Raw genomic sequence first — 18,450 nt, 5'->3', positions numbered from 1 at the left:
GATCGTAGGCTCGCGATGTGCCAGACCCGCAAATGCATCCCAGATTCCCACCAGCCGATGCGTCGGCCGCCAAGACGGCCGTGCGCGACCGGCTGATGACGGCGCGCCGCAGACTGCCGTTGACCGACATCGGCGCGGCCTCGCGGGCGATCGCGGGACACCTGGTCGAGGCGCCCGAGGTGGCGCGCGCCGCCACCGTCGCCGCCTACGTCTCCGTCGGCACCGAGCCCGGCACCACGGTCCTGCTCGAGGCCCTCACCCAGGCCGGGCGGCGGGTGATCCTGCCGCGCCTGCTGCCCGACGGCGACCTCGACTGGGGCACCTGGCGCGGCGAGCAGTCCCTCGCCCCGGCGCGCATGGGCCTGCTCCAGCCCGAGGACTCCCTCGGCGTCGAAGCGATCGCCACCGCCGACGCCGTGCTCGTCCCCGGCCTGGCCGTCGCCCCCGACGGGATGCGCCTGGGCCGCGGCGGCGGCTCCTACGACCGCGCCCTCGGCCGGGTGCCGGCCGGCACCTTCACCTGCGTCCTGCTCTACGACGACGAGATCGGGCTCGACGTCCCCGTCGAGCCCCACGACCGCCCGGTCACCGCCGCCTGCTCCCCCGCGGGGTTGGTGCGGTTCTAGGTGTGATGCCCAGCCAGGTTGTTCAACCTGGTGATGGGTGAGCGCTTCCCGATGGCCGAGTGGGGCCGGTGGTGGTTGTACTGGTGGACCCATCCTGGCAGGGCCGCGAGTCGGGCTGATTCGGAGTTGTAGAACTTCTTGAAGGCCCAGCCCTCGGCCAGGGTGCGGTGGAAGCGTTCGATCTTGCCGTTGGTCTGGGGCCGGTAGGGCCGGGTCTTCTTTGGCGTGATGCCGAGTTCGGCGCAGGTGTCGCGCCACAGGTGGGACTTGTAGCAGCTGCCGTTGTCGGACAGGACTCGTTGGACGGTGACTCCGCGTTCGGCGAACCAGGCCACCGCGTTGCGCAGGACCAGGGCGGCGGTCTCCTTGGTCTCGTCGTCGTGGGCTTCGACATAGGCGACGCGGGAGTGGTCATCGATGACGGTGTGCAGGTAGCAGGTCCCGAGTTGGGGATTGCGCCACTTGTTGCGGGGCATCCCCGGGGTGGCAGCGCGGTTGCGGTTGCCTTGCTGGCGCCCGACGTAGCGCCACCCGCCGCCGTCTGGGACGCGACCGAGCTTCTTGACGTCGACGTGGAGCAGGTCGCCGGGGTGCTCGTGCTCGTAGCGGCGGATCGGCTCCCCGGTGACCCGGTCGATGTGGGTGAGGCGGTTGATGCGGCAGCGGACCAGGACCGCGTGGACGGTCGAGGACGGTCGAGGACGCCATGTTGAGCCGGTCGGCGATCTCGACCGGGCCGAGTCGCTGCTTCCAGCGCAGGTGCACGATCTTGCGGACCACCGGCGCCGGCGTCCGATTCGGTCGATGGTGCGGTGCCGAGGAGCGGTCAAACATGCCTGCAGGGCCTTCATCGCGGTAGCGGTCGGCCCACTTCTTCGCGGTGCGCCAGGAGACGTCGTAACGCTCGGCTGCTCGAGCGGGTGGCCAGCCGTGATCGACGACCAGACGCGCGAGCTTAAGCCGGGCTCGTGGTGTCAGAGCAGCGTTGGCATGGGTAGCGTGGGACACGAAGGCCTCCTTGGTGGCGGAGCGGTTTCTAGACAGCTCCACTCCACACCGGGGAGGCCTTCACCCATCTACATCTCAGATCGTGTCGTCACACGACCTCGACCAACGTGCCTGGTCATCACATCTAGGTCTCCGGGTCGAGCGCACCGTCGGTCGAGCTCGTCGAGAGCACGGCCGAGGAACCTGAGGACAGCGGTGGAGAGACCCTTGTCCTCGAACACGCGTTCGAGCAGGATGAGGCATGGCCTCCCCCGAACTCCCCGAGTGCGACACCCCAGCCGCCGTGCTGGCGTTCGCGCAGGAGCAGCGGGCTGCGGTGCAGCGCGGCGAGGTGCTGATCCTGGAGGCCGCTCTGGTGTGGGCGGCGATGCACCCCGAGGAGTCGGTCGCCGACGCGGCACCGACCACCGGGCTGGTCTTCGGCGAGCTGGCGGTGCCGCTGGCCGGCGAGGGGACGCCGTTGGTGGCGGAGTTCGCGCCGATGGAGCTCGGCGCCGCGCTCGGCATGTCCACCGACTCCGCCCGCTCGTTGGTCGGTGACGCGCTCGAGCTCGCGCACCGACTGAAGCGCACCTGGAGGCTGGTCCGTGCCGGCGAGGTGCCGGTGTGGAAGGCCCGCCGGGTCGCGCAGCTGACCACCGCCCTTCCCCTTGACGGTGCGGAGTTCGTGGACCGCCAGCTCGCCGGCTTCGTGGGGAAGATCGGCTGGGCCGGGATCGAGCGGCTCGTCGACCAGGCCCGCGTCACCTTCGACCCCGAGGGTGCGGAGAGGCAGCGCTGTAAGGCCGCCGACGGGCGCCGCTTCGACGTCCGCACCCGCGAGGCCACCCACGACGGCACCGTGCACGTCGAGGGCGTCCTCGACCTCGCCGACGCGATCGACCTCGACACTGCGATCCGCCAGGGGGCTGAGGAGCTCTCCGCGCTCGGGTCCACCGAGTCGTTGGACGTGCGCCGCTCGATGGCCGCCGGTGAGCTCGCCCGACGGCAGCTGGCGTTCGACCTGCGCGCCGAAGCGGGTGAGGGCGCCGCGTCCGTGGTGAAGCCCCGCCAGGTCGTCATCCACGTCCACCTCTCCCACGCCGCGATCTCCCGCGACGAGGCAGGCATTGCACACGTGGAGGAAACCCGGTCGATCGTGTCGACCGAGCAGGTCCGTGACTGGTGCAGCGGTGACGCGCAGGTGGTGATCAAGCCGGTGATCGACCTCGAGGCGCACCACCACACCGACGCCTACGCGATCCCGGACCGGCTCGTCGACCAGACCCGTCTGGCTCAGCCGACGTGTGCGTTCCCGTGGTGCGAACGCCCGGCGAGGCGCTGCGACACCGACCACGTCGTCGCCCACGCCACCGGCCCGACCGGTGGCCCGACGTGCAGCTGCAATCTCGCCCCGCTCTGCCGCCGACATCACCGGGCCAAGACCCACACGGCCTGGACCTACGACAAGACCGACGCCGCGACGTACCTCTGGCGCTCACCCCATGGGCTCCACCTCGTGAAGGACCGCGGCACCACCCGCCTCGTCACCACCCACCCGCCCGACGAGTAGATCCACCGCACCGGACCCCGCCAGCAGCAAGCCGGCGGGGTCACACCCCTGCCCCGGCTCGGCCCTCTGACTCCGGTCTCGGCAAGCTCGACCACCGGCGCTGCACACCGACCACGTCGTCGCCCACGCCACCGGCCCGACCGGTGGCCCGGCGTGCAGCTGCAACCTCGCCCCGCTCGGCCGCCGGCGCGCGGGACGCCGAGCCTCAGTCCTCGTCGTCCTCGACCGCCTCGAGCACCAGGCGGTGCTCGGCGGCGGCCTCGACCTCGTCGCGGCCGAAGGGCCAGGGGATGGTCTCGCCGCGTGCCCAGAGGTCGGTCTGGTCGGTGTAGTGCTCGCTGGCGGGGTGGCCGGAGACCCCGGTGAGGCTGATCCAGCGGGAGTCGTCGAGGTCGGCGAGCGAGACCACCATGCGCATCGACGGGGCGGCGCTGACCTCGAAGCCCTCGGCGGCGTCCCAGGCGGTCGCGTCGACCGTCGAGCTGCCGCCGCCGACCTGCCAACCGCCGCGGTTCACCAGCCGCTCGACCAGGCCGATCCCGGACTCCCCCAGCGACGGCGAGCGCAGCTCGAGGCGGTGCAGCTGGCCCCAGCGCCAAGAGCCTGGGTCGCGGTCGGAGAGCCGGGTCAGGTCGTCGCGGGCCTCGATGAGCGCCGCCTCGAGGACGTCGTCGCGGGTCTCGCGCTCCTCGGTGCGCACGTCGTCCCACCACGGGTCGTCGGGGCGGGTGAGCAGGTCCTCGACGACGGCGTACCAGCGCTGCCCGCCGTCTGGCCACAGCTCCTCGGAGAGCTCGTCGTGGAAGGTCAGCTCGAGCAGGTTGCGCCACACCACGTTGAAGTACGCCGCGCCCGCACTGTCGGCGCCCTGGCTGTGGTCCCACTCCTCCAGCACCCGCTGGCCGTCGGAGGCGTAACCGGCCGGCAGCCCCACGTCGAGGAGGTACGGCGTGAGGACCGCGGCGAGCGGGTGGTGCCGGTCCAGCTGGATGTCGAGCAGGTCGTCTGCGGAGACCCGACCCCCGTCGGCGAGCCGGTCGGTGAGCCGGTCGCGGATCCGCTGGGAGCGGTAGCCGCGGTCCCAGTCGTCGGTGAGGTGGTAGGGGTAGCCCGGCCCGACGACCGCCTGGTTGGCGGTGACGACGAACCCCTCGTCGGGGTCGAGGGCGAAGGGCAGCGCGTCGAACGGCACCGACGTCGGCGTCCACTCGTCCTCCGCGCGCCAGCCGCGCCCGGGCATCGTGCCGTCGTTGCCGGACTTGCGCACCGGCACCCGCCCGGGGGCCTGGTAGCCGACGTGGCCACGGGTGTCGGCGTACACGAGGTTCTGCGCCGGCACCGAGAACGCCGCGGCGGCGGCGCGGAAGGAGTCCCAGTCGGTGGCCAGGTTGAGCGCCAGGATCGCGTCGGCGGTCGGGGCGGGGTCCAGCGCGGTCCATGCCAGCGACACGGCGTACTCCCGCCCGTCGCGCTCCCCGCGGGCGAGGCCCACGGAGGCGATCTGGTCGGAGACGCCGGAGAGCACCGGGCCCTGGTCGGTGCTGCGGACCACGATCTCGACGTCGTCGCCGCCGGCCACCTCGATGGTCTCGCGGCGCACCTCCAGCGGCCGCCAGCCGCGGTCGTCGAGCCAGCGGCCGCCGTCGATCTGCTCGAGGTAGAGGTCGCTGACGTCCGGCCCGAGGTTGGTGAACCCCCAGGCGATGTCGCCGTTGTGCCCGATCATCACGCCGGGGACCCCGGAGAAGCTGAAGCCGGACACGTCCAGCGGGCAGTCCTCGGAGACGGTGCGGCAGTGCAGGCCGACCTGCATCCACACCCCCGGCATCGTGACGCCGAGGTGCGGGTCGTTGGCGAGCAGCGCGCCGCCGGTGGTGGTGTGCCGGGGGTCGACCACCCAGCTGTTGGAGCCGATGCCGTCGCCGCGCCCGAGCAGCGCCGGCAGCGCCCGCACGCTGGCCCCGACCTCGCGCAGCACCGCGCGCTCGCCGGCGGTGTAGCCGGGGCGCATCGGGTTGCGGCTGTCCGGGCCGGAGGCGCCGGGCTCGAAGACGCCGTCGATCACCGCGCCCTCGCCGACGATCGGCGCGTGCTCCTCGAACGGGTACGCCGGCCACAGCTGGCGCGCCCGCTCGACCCCGACCTCGGCCACGGCCAGCGCCCGGGCGATCTCCTCGCCCATGTTGCCGCGCAGGTCCCACGCCATCGCCTTGAGCCAGGCCAGCGAGTCCACGGGCGTCCACTCCTCCGGGGAGTAGCCCAGCCCGCCGAGGCGCAGCACGGTGTACTCCACCGCGATCTCGGAGGTCGAGTGCTGCTCGAGGAACGCGTTGACGCCGGCGGCGTACGCCTCGAGGGCCTCCCGGGCCGCGGGGGCGACCATCGCCAGCTCACGCTCCGCGACCCGCCGCCAGCCCATCGTGCGGACCATCGCGTCGCTCTCGACGGCCTTCTCGCCGAACAGCTCGGCGAGCCTGCCGGCCGTCGCGTGGCGGCGCACGTCCATCTCGAAGAACCGCTCCTGGGCGTGCACGTAGCCCTGGGCCCGCATCAGGTCGTCCAGGGAGTCGCCGTAGATCTGCGGCACGCCGTGCTCGTCGCGCAGCACCTCGACGTCGGCGCCCAGCCCCGGCAGCTCGCGGGACCCGTCGAGCTGCGGCAGCGCCCGGCGCTCGAGGGCCGTCGCCGCCAGCAGCCCGGCCACCAGCACCACGGCCAGCACCGCCGCGAGGTACGTCGTGACGCGGACGGCCCGCGGCTGGCTCGCGAACGACCGGGCCCACCCACGGACCCGGCCCTGCGAGGATGTGGCGTTGCTCATCGCGTGCCATTCTGCCGTGTCGTATCATTGGCACTCGCGCACGTCGAGTGCCAACGTCGTCACCTCGGCGTCGACACGACCTTCCAGCGCGGACCTCGTCCGCCCAGCAGTCCCGAGCACCCCGGAGCCCCCATGCCTACCTACCAGTACGCCTGCACCGAGTGCGGCCACCAGTTCGAGCAGGTCCAGAGCTTCTCCGAGGACGCCCTGACCGAGTGCCCCGCCTGCACCGGCAAGCTCCGCAAGCTCTACAACGCCGTCGGCGTCGTCTTCAAGGGGTCGGGCTTCTACCGCACCGACAGCCGCTCCTCGTCCTCGGCGAGCGAGCCCGCCGCGAGCTCCTCGACGTCCTCCTCGAGCGACTCCTCCTCGAGCAGCACCACGACGAAGTCGGAGACCTCCTCGTCCTCCAGCACCACGAGCACGGCCAGCACCGCGAGCTGACCGCCCGCTGATCCCCCGCTGACCAGGGCTCCTCGCGAGCCCGTCCGGCCCTTCGGGGCGGCCCCTGTGGAGGGCCGCTGCGGAGGGCCTCGGTGCGTCCTAGCGTCGAGGCGTGCCCCTCGACCTCTCCCCCGTCACCCCGCGCGGACCGGTCCGCGCCGCGCGCGCCGTACGCCGTGCGGTGCTGGCCCGGCGCCGGCTGCTGGCCGCGCTGCTCGCCGCCGTCGCGGTCGCGGCCGGGCTCCAGGCGGGCGCCGCCGCCCCGCCGGAGCGCGAGCCGGTGCTCGTCGCCGCGCGCGACCTGCCCTCCGGCGCGGCGCTGGTCGCGGGCGACCTGGTCGAGGTCGGCTTCGCGCCCGGCACCGCGCCCGCCGGGCTGGCCGAGGAGCCGGTCGGCCGGGTGCTCGCCTCCCCGCTGCGCGCCGGCGAGGCGGTGACCGACGTACGCCTCGTCGGGCCGGCGCTGACCCAGGCCCACCCCGGCACGGTCGCGGTGCCGGTCCGGCTCCCCGACGCCGGCATGGTCGCGCTGCTCCGCGTCGGCGACGTGGTCGACCTGGTGGCGGCCGACCCGCAGGGCGGCGAGCCGGCGGTCGTGGCGCACTCCGTGCCGGTGCTGGCGGTCCCGGACCACGCCGCGGACGCCGGCGCCCAGGGCCTCGGGGGCCGGCTCGTCGTGGTCGGCGCGCTCGAGGGCGACGTGCCCGGCCTCGCCGACGCGGCCGCCCGGCACTACCTGAGCTTCTCCTACAGCCGCTAGCCTTCCGTGACCTGTTTCTCCCCCCCGGCTCTCGCTTAGGAGCACCCATGCTGAGCGGATTCAAGAACTTCCTTCTCCGCGGCAACCTCATCGAGCTCGCCGTCGCGTTCATCATGGGCGGCGCGTTCGCCACCGTGGTGGAGGCGATGGTGAACCTGCTCATGGACCTCATCGGCAAGGTCTTCAACACGCCGAACTTCTCGTCCTACAACCCCGGGGGCGTCTCGGTCGGGGCGTTCCTCACCGCGCTGGTGTCGTTCGTCATCTTGGCCGCGGTCGTCTACTTCTTCATCGTCGCGCCGTACACCAAGGCCAAGGAGCGCTACTTCCCCAGCGCCCCTCCCGGCACCCCGGAGGACATCAAGATCCTCGGCGAGATCCGTGACCTGCTCGCGGCCCAGCAGGGCCCGTCCGGCACGAGCGGCACCACCAACCCCGGCGTCACCGGCGGTCCGGGAGCCACCAACCCGGGCGTCTGAGCCCGGAGCCGCTCAGGAACCGTGGTGCGGCGGCACCTGCGAGAGCAGCCAGTCGTCGCTGCCACGGCCCCCGCCGGGCTCCGGCTCGCGCTCGTCGCGCGTGGTCTCGGGGAGCGTCTCGCCGAACACGTCGGCGAGGCGCTTCCTGCGCTCCCAGTCCGACTCGGACCGCTCGGCGCGGGGCTTCTCGGGCCGGGGCTCCTCGGAGCGGGACTTCTCGGGCTGGGGTGCGGTGCTCACACGCACAGCCCCGCGCTCTCCAGGGCCTCGCGCTGCGCCTCGTCGCGGGCCGCGGTGTCGGGGTCGTCGCTCGGCGAGGGGCTGGTGCTGTCGCCCCCGTCGCCATCGCCGGACCCGGAGCCCGAGCCGCCCGCTCCCGGGACGGTCGCGGCGTTGATCGCACCGCTGTCGAGGCGGCGCGAGATCTGCTCGTCGTCGCGCACGCGCTTCCAGACCGTCGCCGCAGCGTCGGTCCACACGACGCGGCCGCGGAACTCCTCGCGGGTGTCGTAGGCCCACGGCACGGTGATGAAACGGATGTTGCTCAGGCCGATGTCCTGGAAGCCCAGGCCGACCTTGCTGATCTTCAGCGGGTTGCTCAGCCCCGGGTCCACGGTCAGCGACTTGGTCGCCGCCTGCAGGAAGCCGATCAGCCGGTCCGGGCGGGCGAGCACGCCGCCGGAGACGACCTTGTTGGCCATCGCCGCGACGAACGCCTGCTGGCGCTTGACCCGGCCGATGTCGGAGCCGTCGCCCAGGGTGTAGCGGGCGCGGACGTAGTTGAGGGCGTCGTCGCCGCTCAGGTCGCGGGTGCCGGCCTCGATGAAGATCCCGTGCTTCGGGTCGTCGATGTCCTCGGGCACGCACACCGGGACGCCGTCGATGGCGTCGACCATGTCCTTGAAGCCGGCGAAGTCGACCACCACGTAGTGGTCGACCAGCACGTCGGTGAGCTCCTCGAACTGGTGGATCGTGCAGGCGGGGCCACCGAGCGCGAACGCGTCGTTCCACATCGCGTTCTCCTTGCCCGGGATCACCGAGCCGTCCTCGGCGATGCAGTCCGGGCGGGTGACCAGCGAGTCGCGCGGGATGCTCACGCCGTACGCGTGCGAGCGGTCGCCGGAGAGGTGGAAGAGCAGCGTCGTGTCCGAGCGCTGGCCCCCACCGGTGAGGCCGTCGATGTTGTTGCCGGCGCCGTCACGGTCGTCGGAGCCCATCACCAGGATGTTCAGCGGCTCCTGCGGGCCGTCGTCGACCGCCTTGTCGGGCCGGTCACCGAGCTGGTCGGTGAGGTCCTCGACGGTCATGTTGTCCGTCAGGTCGCGGTAGAGCCAGATCGTGCCGAGCGCGCTCACCATGCCGAGGGTGAGGATCATCGAGACGATCACCTTGGCCACGGTGTGGCGACGCTGGGGCTTGGCCTTGCGTCGTCCGGCGGGCGCGGCGACGTCCGACGGGGCAGCGGGCGGCTGCTCTTCGGTCATGCTCTGGTCACCTTCGGGCGTGTGGGGCGGCTCGACCGACAGTACGCGGTCACCCCTATTGTCCTCCGGGCTCGCCGCGGCAACGAAACCGGGACCCGGCTGCGCGCCGGAGTCAAGGATGCCACGGTGTGACGCACGTCCCGGAACCTCGCCCCGGGGCGGCCCGATCGGGGACGCTGGACGCGTGAACCTGCTGCACGAGCCCCACCACGACGGCTCCCCGACGTACCTCGACCAGGAGGCGCCTGTGCTCGGCGCCACGGTGACGGTGCGCCTGCGCACCAGCGCCGAGGACCCGGTCGAACGGGTCTGGGTGCGCACGACGTACGACGCGGAGCCGGTCTTCCACCCCTGCACCGCGGTGGCCCGCGACGCACACACCACGTGGTGGGAGGGCGCGCTGCCGGTGCGCAACCCGGTCACGCACTACCGCTTCCTGCTCGCCGACGCGGACGGCCAGCAGCGCTGGCTGACCGCAGCGGGGACCGTCGAGCACGACCTCGCGGACGCCCTGGACTTCCGGGTCTCCGCGCACGAGCCGCCGCCGGACTGGGGCCGCGACGGTGTCGTCTACCAGGTCTTCCCCGACCGCTTCGCCCGCTCCGCGGCCGCCGACGAGCGGGAGACGCCGGCCTGGGCGGAGCCGGCGGACTGGGACGACGAGGTCGTCTTCGAGCTCTCCGACCCGCGCACGCCGCTCCAGCTCTTCGGGGGCGACCTCGACGGGGTCGTGGAGCACCTGGACCACGTCGCCGCGGTCGGCGCCACGATCCTCTACACGACGCCGGTCTTCCCCGGCGAGAGCAACCACCGCTACAACGCCTCGACCTTCGACGGCGTCGAGCCGCTGCTCGGCGGGGACGCGGCGTACGAGCGGCTGGCCCGCGCCGTGCACGCCCGCGGATGGCGCCTGCTCGGCGACCTCACCACCAACCACACCGGCGACACCCACGAGTGGTTCCTCGCTGCCGTCGCCGACCCGGACGCGCCCACCCGCAGCTGGTACCACTTCGACGCCGACGGCGGCTACGAGTGCTGGATGGGCTTCGCGACGCTGCCGAAGCTCAACCACGCCGACCCCGGGCTGCGCGCGGCGATGGTCGAGGGGCCCGACTCGATCGTGGCCCGCTGGCTGCGCCCGCCGTACGACGTCGACGGGTGGCGCATCGACGTCGCCAACATGACCGGGCGCCTCGGGGCGCTGGACGTCAACCACGAGGTCGCGCGGGCGGTACGTCGTACCGCGCAGGCCGAGCGGCCCGACGCGCTGGTCATCGGCGAGCACAACCACGACGCCTCCGGCGACCTCGACGGCGACGGGTGGCACGGCACGATGAACTACTCCGGCTTCTCCTGGCCGGTGTGGTCCTGGCTGCGCGCGCCCGACTCCCCCGCCCGCGCCTTCGGGCGCCCGCTGCCGGTGCCGCGGCGCCCCGGGCCGCTGGTGCAGCGCACCCTCCGCGAGTGGCTGGCGCGCTACGGCTGGCGCGCGGCGAGCACCTCGTGGAACATCCTCGGCTCCCACGACAGCGCCCGGATCCGCACCGTGGTCCAGGACCCCGCTCGGCACCGGGTCGCCGCCGGCCTGCAGTTCACGCTGCCGGGCGTGCCGATGGTCTTCGCCGGCGACGAGATCGGGCTCGAGGGGATCGTCGGCGAGGACTCGCGGCGCCCGATGCCCTGGCAGCACCGCGAGCGCTGGGACACCGCCACCCTGGCGGCGTACGGCGCGCTGGCCGCGGCCCGGCGCGAGCACGTCGCGCTGCGCCGCGGCGGGCTGCGCTGGGCCCACGTGGACGACGACACCCTCGTCTTCGTGCGCGAGCACCCCGACGGCGACGTCCTCATCGCCGCCCGACGCGCCGCGGGGCCCGCCGTGCGACTGCCGGCGGGGCAGCTGCTGGGGGCGGCGGGCCGCCTCGACGGGGCGGTCGTCCTGGCCACCGAGGGTGCCTCGACGCCGCTCGTGCGGGAGGGCGAGGAGGTGGTGGTGCCGGCCGGCGACGGGGCCTCGCTCACCGGCTGGCGCCTCTGAGGCACCTGCCGCCGACCGGGCGGCACCCCTATGGTGGAGCGATGGCGCTGCGCATGGTCGCGAGCCGACCGGACCCGGCCCTGCTGGGGGTCCCCTGGTCGGTGCCGCTGGAGGAGTGGACCGACGAGTTCGTCCTGCCGCTGCCTCGCGGGCTCTCGCGCCACGTCGTCCGGTTCATCCGGCTGGGGTCGCGCACCTACGCCGTCAAGGAGACCGTCGAGGCGATCGCCTTCCGCGAGTACCGGCTGCTGCGCGACCTCCAGCGCCTCGGGTTGCCGGCGGTCTGCCCGCACAGCGTGGTCACCGGACGCGTCGACGCGAACGGTGAGGAGCTGCCCGCCGCGCTGCTCACCGAGCACCTGAAGTTCTCGCTGCCCTATCGCACCCTGTTCTCCCACGGCCTGACCAGCGACCGGGTCCCGGCGCTCGTGGACGCGATGGTGGTGCTGCTGGCCCGCCTGCACCTCGCGGACTTCTACTGGGGCGACGTGTCGCTGTCCAACGTGCTGTTCCGGCGCAACGCCGGCGGGTTCGCGGCGTACCTGGTCGACGCGGAGACCGGCGAGCTGCGCCCGACGCTGTCGCGGCCGATGCGCGAGCACGACATCACCATCGCCACCGAGAACGTCTTCGCCGAGCTCCTCGACCTCCAGGCCTCCGGAACGCTCGACCCGGAGGCGCCGGCGCACGCGATCGCGATGTCGATCCAGGAGCGCTACACCGCGCTGTGGGCCGAGCTCACCGACGTCGAGGAGTTCAGCGTCGCGGAGATGTGGCGCATCGAGCAGCGCATCGAGCGCCTCAACGACCTCGGCTTCGACGTCGACGAGCTCGACATCGTCACCGACTTCGACGGCGACCAGGTCCGCATCCAGCCGAAGGTGGTCGAGCTCGGCCACCACCGTCGCGAGCTGCGCGCGCTCACCGGCCTCGACGTCGAGGACGCCCAGGCGCGCCGGCTGCTCAACGACCTCGCGGCGTACACCGCCCACCACGGCCTGGGGCGCGAGGACCGCGGCCGGGTGGCGTCACGCTGGCTGGCGGACGTCTACGAGCCGCTGGTCGCGATGATCCCGACCGAGCTGCGCGGCAAGCTGGACCCGGCGGAGTTCTTCCACGAGGTGCTGGTGCACCGGTGGTACCTCTCCGAGCGCGCCGGGCACGAGGTGAGCATCTTCGACACCGCCGCCGACTACGTCGCGCACGTCCTTCCGGGACGCCCCGACGAGCTGGTCACCACCGAGGCCGACACCTGAGCCGCACCACGAGCGCCGACTCGGCACACCACACGAGCCGACTCGCGCCACCAGACGGGCCGACTCGGCGTACGGGACGGGTGGTCAGGGGCGGCAGACCCGGCAGGGGGTGAGGTGGGCGTTGTTCTCGCCGACGGGGTGGAGGTCCTCGCGGTGGGCGATCAGGGCGCAGTCGCGGCGGTGGATGGTGGTGCCGTCGCCGGCGGTCACGGGGAGCGCGGCGACGTCGACGCCCTGGTCGTTGATCGCGGCCGAGCGGGAGGTGACGTCGGCGAGCACCAGCAGGGTGTCGGCGAGCCGCTTGGAGGACTCGCGCCCGTCGTCGGCGATCCGGGCCAGCCAGGCCCCGAAGTAGAGGAACCCGCCGCAGAAGGTGAGCCCGAGGCCGAGCAGGCCACCGGAGACCAGGTAGGAGAGCTGGTCGTACTGGTACGGCGTGTTCGCGGCGCCGTACCAGCCGAGCACGATCACGACCAGGCCCAGCGGCAGCAGGATCGCACCCGCCCAGAACAGCACGATCTGGAGCAGCTGGTAGTGGTTGTTCTTCAGCGGCGCGGCCCCCGAGGTGGCCGGCGCGCCCCGGCCGCCCGCGCGGGGCAGGTGGGCGGGGAGGGTGCCGGTGTGCCGGGAGTCGGCGGCGGGCTGCATCGTGGTCATCGCGGGTCAGGCCTTTCGGAGGTCGGGCAGGCCGGTGTCGAGGCCGTGCGTGCAGGGGGCCCCGCCGCCGAGGGCGAGCGCGCCGATCTTGCGGAGGTAGGAGCCGGCGACGCCGGCGAGGGCGATCCCGCCGAGCAGCAGCATCCCGGGGATCGAGAACAGCGCCGGCAGGCCGGCGGCGACCGGTGCGGCCGCGGGCATCTCCCCGTCGCCCGGCGCGGCGTCGCCGCCGCCTCCGCCTCCGGCACCCGGCACGTCGCTCCCGGCGCCCGGGGCGTCGGTGCCGCTGCCGGCCCCGGCGTCGGTGGGCGGTACGGCGGCGTCCCCGCCGCCCGGCTCCGCGCCCGGGTCGGTCCCCGGGTCGGTCGGCTCGGTGGGCGGGTCGACCGCGGGCGGCTCGATGCCCTGGACGGTGTCGACCGTGGCGGTCGCGGTGCCGAGGGTGAGCACCAGCCGCGGCGCCAGGTCGGGGATCGAGGAGAGCAGGCTCTTCACGATCGCCGCCTCCTCGGGGAACGGGATGTTCCCGACCAGCAGGTCGAGCGGGCCCTTGAGCTGCTTGAGCAGCGGGCTGAGGATCGCGGTGTCGATCTCGACCTGGAGCGCCGAGACCGTGGTGGTGGCCTGGTCGCCCTTCACCGTCCGCTTGCCCTCCGGCAGCGTGATCGTGATGCCCAGGCGCTTCAGGGCCCGGGCCGGGTCGGTGCCGAGCCCGGGGATCTGGAAGGTCTGTCCGGCGGCCTCGACGCCCTCGGGGCCGATGCTGAAGCGCTGTCCGAGGACCTCCAGGGTGCCGAAGCTCGCCGCGCCCTCGGCGCGGCCCTTCGTGCCGTCGCTGACCGCCGAGGCGTCGGCGGTGATGCCGGAGAGGGTGAGCAGTCCGCCGAGGACCTTGATCTCGCCGAGGGCGGCCTTGGAGACCAGGCTGGCCTCGCCGCCGCTCACGGTGGACCGGGTGAGCGCGACGTACCCGTCGACGTCGACGAGCGCGGCGAGCGCCGCCGGGATCGGGCACGGCCTCTCCTCGGCCGCGGCCGCCGGGTCCCCCGACGACGCGGACGCCGACGGTGCGGACAGGCCGCCCAGCAGGCCGCCGGTGAGCCCGCTGAGCAGGCTCCCGTCGAGCAGCCCGCCCAGCAGGTCGTGGTCGGAGCGCTCCACGTCGCAGTCGCTGGAGAAGCCGGTCTTGGCGACGACCGAGCCCTCCTTGGCGGTGGTGCGCATGACGGCGCCGGGCAGCGGCTCCTGGCGCTGGTTCGCGGGCCCGGAGGGGAACCCGGAGTTCACCTGCACCGGGTAGCCGTTGCCTGCCAGCGCGTCGACGCCGGCCTGCGGGAACCCGAGCTGTTCCAGGAAGGTCTTGAGGCCCTCGCCGAGCGGGTCGCCGGGCCACAGGTAGCTCGCCCGGCCCTTGCCGCTGCTGGAGTCGGCGAGCACCTTGCTGTAGCCCAGCATCAGCTCCAGCTGCGGCTGCGCGGGGATCGGCAGCACCGGCTCGTAGACCTCCAGGCGGATCGGCGCCGCCCAGCCGGACATGTTGTAGCCGCTGAACGCGCCGTCCGCGCCGGACCCGGGCTCCGTCCCCCCGGAGGAGCCCGGGTCCGCGCCCTCACCGTCGCTCTCGCTCGGGGCGCCCTCGGTCGGGGCGCCCTCCTCGCTCGCCGTGGCCGGGGCGCCCAGGGGCAGCCCTGCGGCCAGGAGACCGGCGGCGAGCAGCGGGGCGGCCAGTCGGGCTCGCCGCGAGCGTCGGTTCGGTCTGGGGGTCATGCGACACCTCCGAGGATGACGTCGTCCATGGTCTCGAGGATCTCGGCGGGTTCGCCGGTGGCGACGATGCGGCCGCCGATCATCACGGCCGCGTAGTCGGAGACCCGCAGCGCCGTGCGGGCGAACTGCTCGATGCACAGGATCGAGACCCCGCTCTCGGCGATCTGGGCCACGGTGTCGTAGAGCTCGTCGACGATCAGCGGGGCCAGGCCCATCGACAGCTCGTCGAGCAGCAGCAGTGCGGGGTCGGAGGCCAGCGCCCGCGACATCGCGAGCATCTGCTGCTCCCCGCCCGACATGGTGCCGGCCAGCTGGTGGCGGCGCTCGGCGAGCCGCGGGAAGTAGGAGAACGCGGTGTCCAGGACCGCGTCGGCCGGGACCCCGGCGTACGACATCAGCACCAGGTTCTCCTGCACGGTGAGGTTGGGGAAGACCGAGCGCCCCTCGGGCACCGTGCACAGCCCGACCCGGGCCAGCTCGGCGGAGTCGGCGTCGGTGACGTGGACGCCGCCGAGGTGGATGTCGCCGCCGGTCGCCCTCTTCTGCCCGGAGACCACCTTGACCAGGGTCGACTTGCCGGCGCCGTTGGGCCCGAGCAGCGCCATCACGGCGCCCTTGGGCACGGTGAGGTCGACGCCGCGCAGCACCTCGATGCGCCCGTACGCCGCGTGCAGGTCGAGGACCTCGAGGATCGGGACGCTCATCGGATCGGCTCCCGCACGGCGGGGAGCACCGTCGTCTCGTCGCCCATGTCGTCGACGCCGACCGGCGGAAGATCGGTACGGGTCACGTCGACACCCCCACGGCCGACGTGACCCGCACCTGCTGGGAGGCCGTCGTCGTCGCTGTCGGAATAGCCCAGGTAGGCCTTCTGGACGGCGGCGTCGCGGCGGATGTCGCTCGGTGCGCCGGAGGCGATCACCGAGCCGAAGTCGAGGACGTGGATGTCGTCGCACACCGACATCACCAGGTCCATGTCGTGCTCGACCATGAGGACCGCGCGGCCCTCCTGGGCGAGCTCGGCGAGCAGGTCCCCGAAGGCGTCGGTCTCGGACTCGTCGAGGCCGGAGGACGGCTCGTCGAGCAGCAGCAGGGACGGCTCGCCGGCCAGGCAGCGGGCCAGCTCGAGCAGCCGGGCGGTGCCGGTGGGGATGGAGTCGGCGCGCTCGTGGGCGTAGGCGCTGATGCCGACCCGCTCGAGCAGCGCGTCGACGTCGGAGGCGGCGGGGCGCAGCATCCCGAGGACGCCGCGATGGATGTCGAAGGCGACGCGCACGTTCTCGCGCACCGTCAGCGACCCGAACGCCTCCAGGCGCTGGAAGGTGCGGCCCATGCCGCGCCGGGCCCGGCGGTTGACCGGGAGCCGGGTGACCGCGCGGCCCTCGAAGCGGACCTGCCCCTTCGTGGGCTTCTGCAGCCCGCTGATCACGTTGAAGCACGTGGTCTTGCCGGCGCCGTTCGGCCCGATCAGCCCGGTGATGCGGCCCGCGTGGGCCTCGAAGGACGCGTGGTTGACCGCGGTGACACCACCGAACTGCACCACGACGTCGTCGACCTCAAGGAGCGGCATGGACGGGCACCTCCTTCTGCTGGGACTGGTCGGGCGCGTCCGCGCCCTCGTCGTACGACGGGTCGGGGGCGGCCTCGCCCCGCGCGGGCAGCTCCGGGAGGCTGGCGCGCACCCGCGGCAGCAGCCGGGTCTGGGCCAGGCGCCCGCCCTTGAAGACCAGGTTGGCCAGGCCGTTCGGGTCCCGGCCGAGGGCGACCGCGCCGAAGCCGATCACCGCGAAGATCAGCCCGGACAGCTCGGGGTAGTCGCTCTGCAGGACCGGCATCAGCATCAGCCCGATGCCACCGAAGGTGGCGCCGGTGACGGTGGTGACGCCGAAGACCACGGCCAGCAGGAGCAGCGGCAGGCTGTTGAAGAACTGGAAGTCGGCCGCGCCGATCGTCTCGCGCAGCCCGGCGAAGAGCGCCCCGGCCATGCCGGCCATCCCCGCGGACAGCGCGAACAGCCCGACCCGGAACCAGCGCATGTCCAGCCCGAGGGTGCCGCAGGCGGCCGGGCTGTCGCGCATGGCGATCAGCACCCGGCCCAGCGGCCCGCGGCGCAGCGCAAGCAGGAACAGCGCCATCAGCACGAAGAAGACCGCCATCAGCATCACGTAGCCGCCGGTCGAGCTGACCGCGGTGCCGAAGAACGACATCCGGCCGGCCGGCAGGGTGCCGTTGAACCCGAAGGCGGACTCGTGCTGGAAGACCAGCTTGTCCATGATGACGCCGAAGGCCATGGTGGCCAGGGCGAGGTAGAGCCCGGTCAGCCGCAGCACCGGCAGCGCCACCAGCGCCCCGACGCCCGCGGCGATCAGCGAGGCGAGGGCCAGGCCGTAGAGGCTGGGCTCGTCGAGCTTGGCGTAGGCCAGTGCGCCGACGCCGGCGAAGGAGAGCTGGGCGAGGGAGACGTGCCCGCCGTACCCGGTGAGCAGCACGAGGGAGAGCATCACCATCGCGTAGGTCGCCGCGGTGCCGACGAGCAGCAGGTTGGCCGTCGACATCGACCCCGACAGCATCGCCACGACCCCGAGCAGCACCGCGCCCCAGGCCAGCGCCTTCGGGGTGGAGGGCACCGGGGCCGCCACGCTGCCCTTGACCTGGCCGATGCGCAGCTGGGCCTGGGGCAGCGCCACGATCACCGCGAACAGGAACAGCGCGGGCATCACGTTGCGCACCGAGTTGAAGATCCCCTCGGTGGGCAGGTAACCCGAGGCGTACGACGTGGACAGGCCCAGCACCATCGCGCCGACGAAGGTCATCGGCAGGCTCTTGAGCCGCCCGAACATCGCCGCGGCGTAGGCGTTGATGACCAGCAGGGTCAGCGCGTAGTAGTCCAGGCCGACCTGGGAGACGAGCAGGACGCCGGCGAGGGCGGCCAGCGAGGTGCCGATCGCCCACGACAGCGCGGCCGCGGTGTCGGGGCGGCCGCCGAAGAGCTTGAGCAGCTCGGGGTTGTCCACCGAGGCCCGCATGGCGGTGCCGATCCGGGTCCGGTTGAGCAGCAGGAACAGCCCGGCCGCGACCACCGCGGACAGCAGGATGGTGATCAGCTGGTGCCCGGTGACGGTGATGGAGCCCAGCTGGACGCGGGTGTCGGGCAGGAACGGCATCACGCTGCGCGCCTCGGGCTTCCAGACCTGGGTGGCCAGGCCGATGCACCCGACCAGGAGACCGACCGTGACGACCAGCGACACGCTGACCGGCCCCTCCCCCAGCCCGCGGCACACGAAGCGCTGGAGGAACCAGCCGACGGCCGGCGCCACCACGAGCAGCACCAGCACCAGGGCGAGCCAGGTCGGCATCCCCTGGCGCACGCTGAAGTCCCAGAACAGGAACGACATCACCATGCCGAGCGCACCGTGGGCGATGTTGAAGACCCGGGTGGTCGTGTAGGTCAGCACCAGGCCGCTCGCGGCGATGGCGTACGCCGCGCCGCTGAAGAGCCCGAAGATCGTGAAGGCCAGGAATGTGCTCATCGCTCAGGCCTCCTTCGGGGTGCTGACGGCG

General features: G+C 73.1%; 16 protein-coding genes and 1 pseudogene. 7 read left to right on the top strand and 10 right to left on the bottom strand.

Going from position 1 to position 18,450, the window contains the following annotated elements; all coding sequences use genetic code 11:
* Nucleotides 1-32: 32 nt before the first annotated feature.
* Entirely contained in the window at nt 33-626 is a 594-nt protein-coding gene (locus HOQ23_RS11420) for a 5-formyltetrahydrofolate cyclo-ligase (RefSeq protein ID WP_172214721.1), read from the top strand.
* On the opposite strand, the gene HOQ23_RS11415 is transcribed toward HOQ23_RS11420, so the two are convergent.
* Both HOQ23_RS11415 and HOQ23_RS20890 read right to left on the bottom strand, forming a co-directional pair.
* The gene (locus HOQ23_RS11415) at nt 623-1,477 is read right to left on the bottom strand and encodes an IS481 family transposase (RefSeq protein ID WP_253945416.1); all 855 of its coding nucleotides are present in this window, start codon (nt 1,475-1,477) and stop codon (nt 623-625) included. The genes HOQ23_RS11420 and HOQ23_RS11415 overlap by 4 nt on opposite strands.
* Nucleotides 1,380-1,634, bottom strand: a pseudogene (locus tag HOQ23_RS20890) (leucine zipper domain-containing protein); the annotation flags it as partial. The pseudogene HOQ23_RS20890 and the gene HOQ23_RS11415, both read right to left, overlap by 98 nt.
* A 241-nt stretch (nt 1,635-1,875) precedes the next feature.
* On the opposite strand from HOQ23_RS20890, the gene HOQ23_RS11410 reads away from it, so the two are divergent.
* Nucleotides 1,876-3,186: an HNH endonuclease signature motif containing protein gene (locus HOQ23_RS11410; protein ID WP_172214720.1), complete on the top strand. Its 1,311-nt coding sequence runs from the start codon at nt 1,876-1,878 to the stop codon at nt 3,184-3,186.
* 205 nt (nt 3,187-3,391) lie between these two features.
* Here HOQ23_RS11410 and HOQ23_RS11405 read toward each other — a convergent pair whose 3' ends face one another.
* Nucleotides 3,392-6,007 (bottom strand): penicillin acylase family protein, encoded by a 2,616-nt coding sequence (locus HOQ23_RS11405; protein WP_172214719.1) that lies wholly within the window; start codon nt 6,005-6,007, stop codon nt 3,392-3,394.
* 132 nt (nt 6,008-6,139) lie between these two features.
* On the opposite strand from HOQ23_RS11405, the gene HOQ23_RS11400 reads away from it, so the two are divergent.
* The 3 genes from HOQ23_RS11400 to HOQ23_RS11390 all read left to right on the top strand — a co-directional run bounded on the left by HOQ23_RS11400 (nt 6,140) and on the right by HOQ23_RS11390 (nt 7,690).
* Entirely contained in the window at nt 6,140-6,451 is a 312-nt protein-coding gene (locus HOQ23_RS11400) for an FmdB family zinc ribbon protein (RefSeq protein ID WP_172214718.1), read from the top strand.
* A 112-nt stretch (nt 6,452-6,563) separates the two neighbouring features.
* On the top strand, nt 6,564-7,211 hold the full coding sequence (locus tag HOQ23_RS11395; protein ID WP_172214717.1) for an SAF domain-containing protein: 648 nt from the start codon (nt 6,564-6,566) through the stop codon (nt 7,209-7,211).
* A gap of 50 nt (nt 7,212-7,261) precedes the next feature.
* Nucleotides 7,262-7,690, top strand: a complete 429-nt coding sequence (locus HOQ23_RS11390) for an MscL family protein (protein ID WP_172214886.1) — start codon at nt 7,262-7,264, stop codon at nt 7,688-7,690.
* 12 nt (nt 7,691-7,702) lie between these two features.
* Here the strand turns inward: HOQ23_RS11390 and HOQ23_RS11385 are convergent, their stop codons facing one another.
* Nucleotides 7,703-7,930 carry a hypothetical protein gene (locus HOQ23_RS11385; protein WP_172214716.1) on the bottom strand — a complete coding sequence of 76 codons (228 nt, stop codon included), beginning with the start codon at nt 7,928-7,930 and terminating at the stop codon, nt 7,703-7,705.
* Nucleotides 7,927-9,174 carry an LCP family protein gene (locus tag HOQ23_RS11380; RefSeq protein WP_172214715.1) on the bottom strand — a complete coding sequence of 416 codons (1,248 nt, stop codon included), beginning with the start codon at nt 9,172-9,174 and terminating at the stop codon, nt 7,927-7,929. Before HOQ23_RS11380 ends, HOQ23_RS11385 begins: the two co-directional genes overlap by 4 nt.
* A gap of 184 nt (nt 9,175-9,358) precedes the next feature.
* Here HOQ23_RS11380 and HOQ23_RS11375 point away from each other — a divergent pair, with 184 nt between their 5' ends.
* Together HOQ23_RS11375 and HOQ23_RS11370 are read left to right on the top strand one after the other, a co-directional pair.
* On the top strand, nt 9,359-11,209 hold the full coding sequence (locus HOQ23_RS11375) for an alpha-amylase family glycosyl hydrolase (RefSeq protein ID WP_367650464.1): 1,851 nt from the start codon (nt 9,359-9,361) through the stop codon (nt 11,207-11,209).
* A gap of 41 nt (nt 11,210-11,250) precedes the next feature.
* The gene (locus HOQ23_RS11370) at nt 11,251-12,465 is read left to right on the top strand and encodes a DUF4032 domain-containing protein (RefSeq protein ID WP_172214713.1); all 1,215 of its coding nucleotides are present in this window, start codon (nt 11,251-11,253) and stop codon (nt 12,463-12,465) included.
* Nucleotides 12,466-12,549: 84 nt separating this feature from the next.
* On the opposite strand, the gene HOQ23_RS11365 is transcribed toward HOQ23_RS11370, so the two are convergent.
* Genes HOQ23_RS11365 through HOQ23_RS11345 form a run of 5 tightly spaced genes read right to left on the bottom strand, consistent with a single transcriptional unit; the run spans nt 12,550 to nt 18,419 of the window.
* Nucleotides 12,550-13,122 (bottom strand): hypothetical protein, encoded by a 573-nt coding sequence (locus HOQ23_RS11365; RefSeq protein WP_172214712.1) that lies wholly within the window; start codon nt 13,120-13,122, stop codon nt 12,550-12,552.
* A gap of 6 nt (nt 13,123-13,128) precedes the next feature.
* Entirely contained in the window at nt 13,129-14,889 is a 1,761-nt protein-coding gene (locus HOQ23_RS11360; protein ID WP_172214711.1) for a choice-of-anchor P family protein, read from the bottom strand.
* Nucleotides 14,886-15,593 carry an ABC transporter ATP-binding protein gene (locus HOQ23_RS11355; RefSeq protein ID WP_172214710.1) on the bottom strand — a complete coding sequence of 236 codons (708 nt, stop codon included), beginning with the start codon at nt 15,591-15,593 and terminating at the stop codon, nt 14,886-14,888. The genes HOQ23_RS11360 and HOQ23_RS11355 overlap by 4 nt, the downstream gene beginning before the upstream one ends.
* A complete protein-coding gene (locus tag HOQ23_RS11350) occupies nt 15,590-16,459 on the bottom strand; it encodes an ABC transporter ATP-binding protein (RefSeq protein WP_172214709.1) in 870 nt (289 codons plus the stop codon). The genes HOQ23_RS11355 and HOQ23_RS11350 overlap by 4 nt, the downstream gene beginning before the upstream one ends.
* Complete coding sequence (locus HOQ23_RS11345; RefSeq protein WP_172214708.1) at nt 16,446-18,419, bottom strand: ABC transporter permease; 1,974 nt, start codon at nt 18,417-18,419, stop codon at nt 16,446-16,448. Before HOQ23_RS11345 ends, HOQ23_RS11350 begins: the two co-directional genes overlap by 14 nt.
* Nucleotides 18,420-18,450: the final 31 nt, after the last annotated feature.

It is taken from the genome of Nocardioides sp. zg-DK7169, assembly GCF_013155365.1.
Taxonomy (GTDB): Bacteria; Actinomycetota; Actinomycetes; order Propionibacteriales; family Nocardioidaceae; genus Nocardioides.
This window is presented reverse-complemented; position numbering and strand designations above follow the sequence as displayed.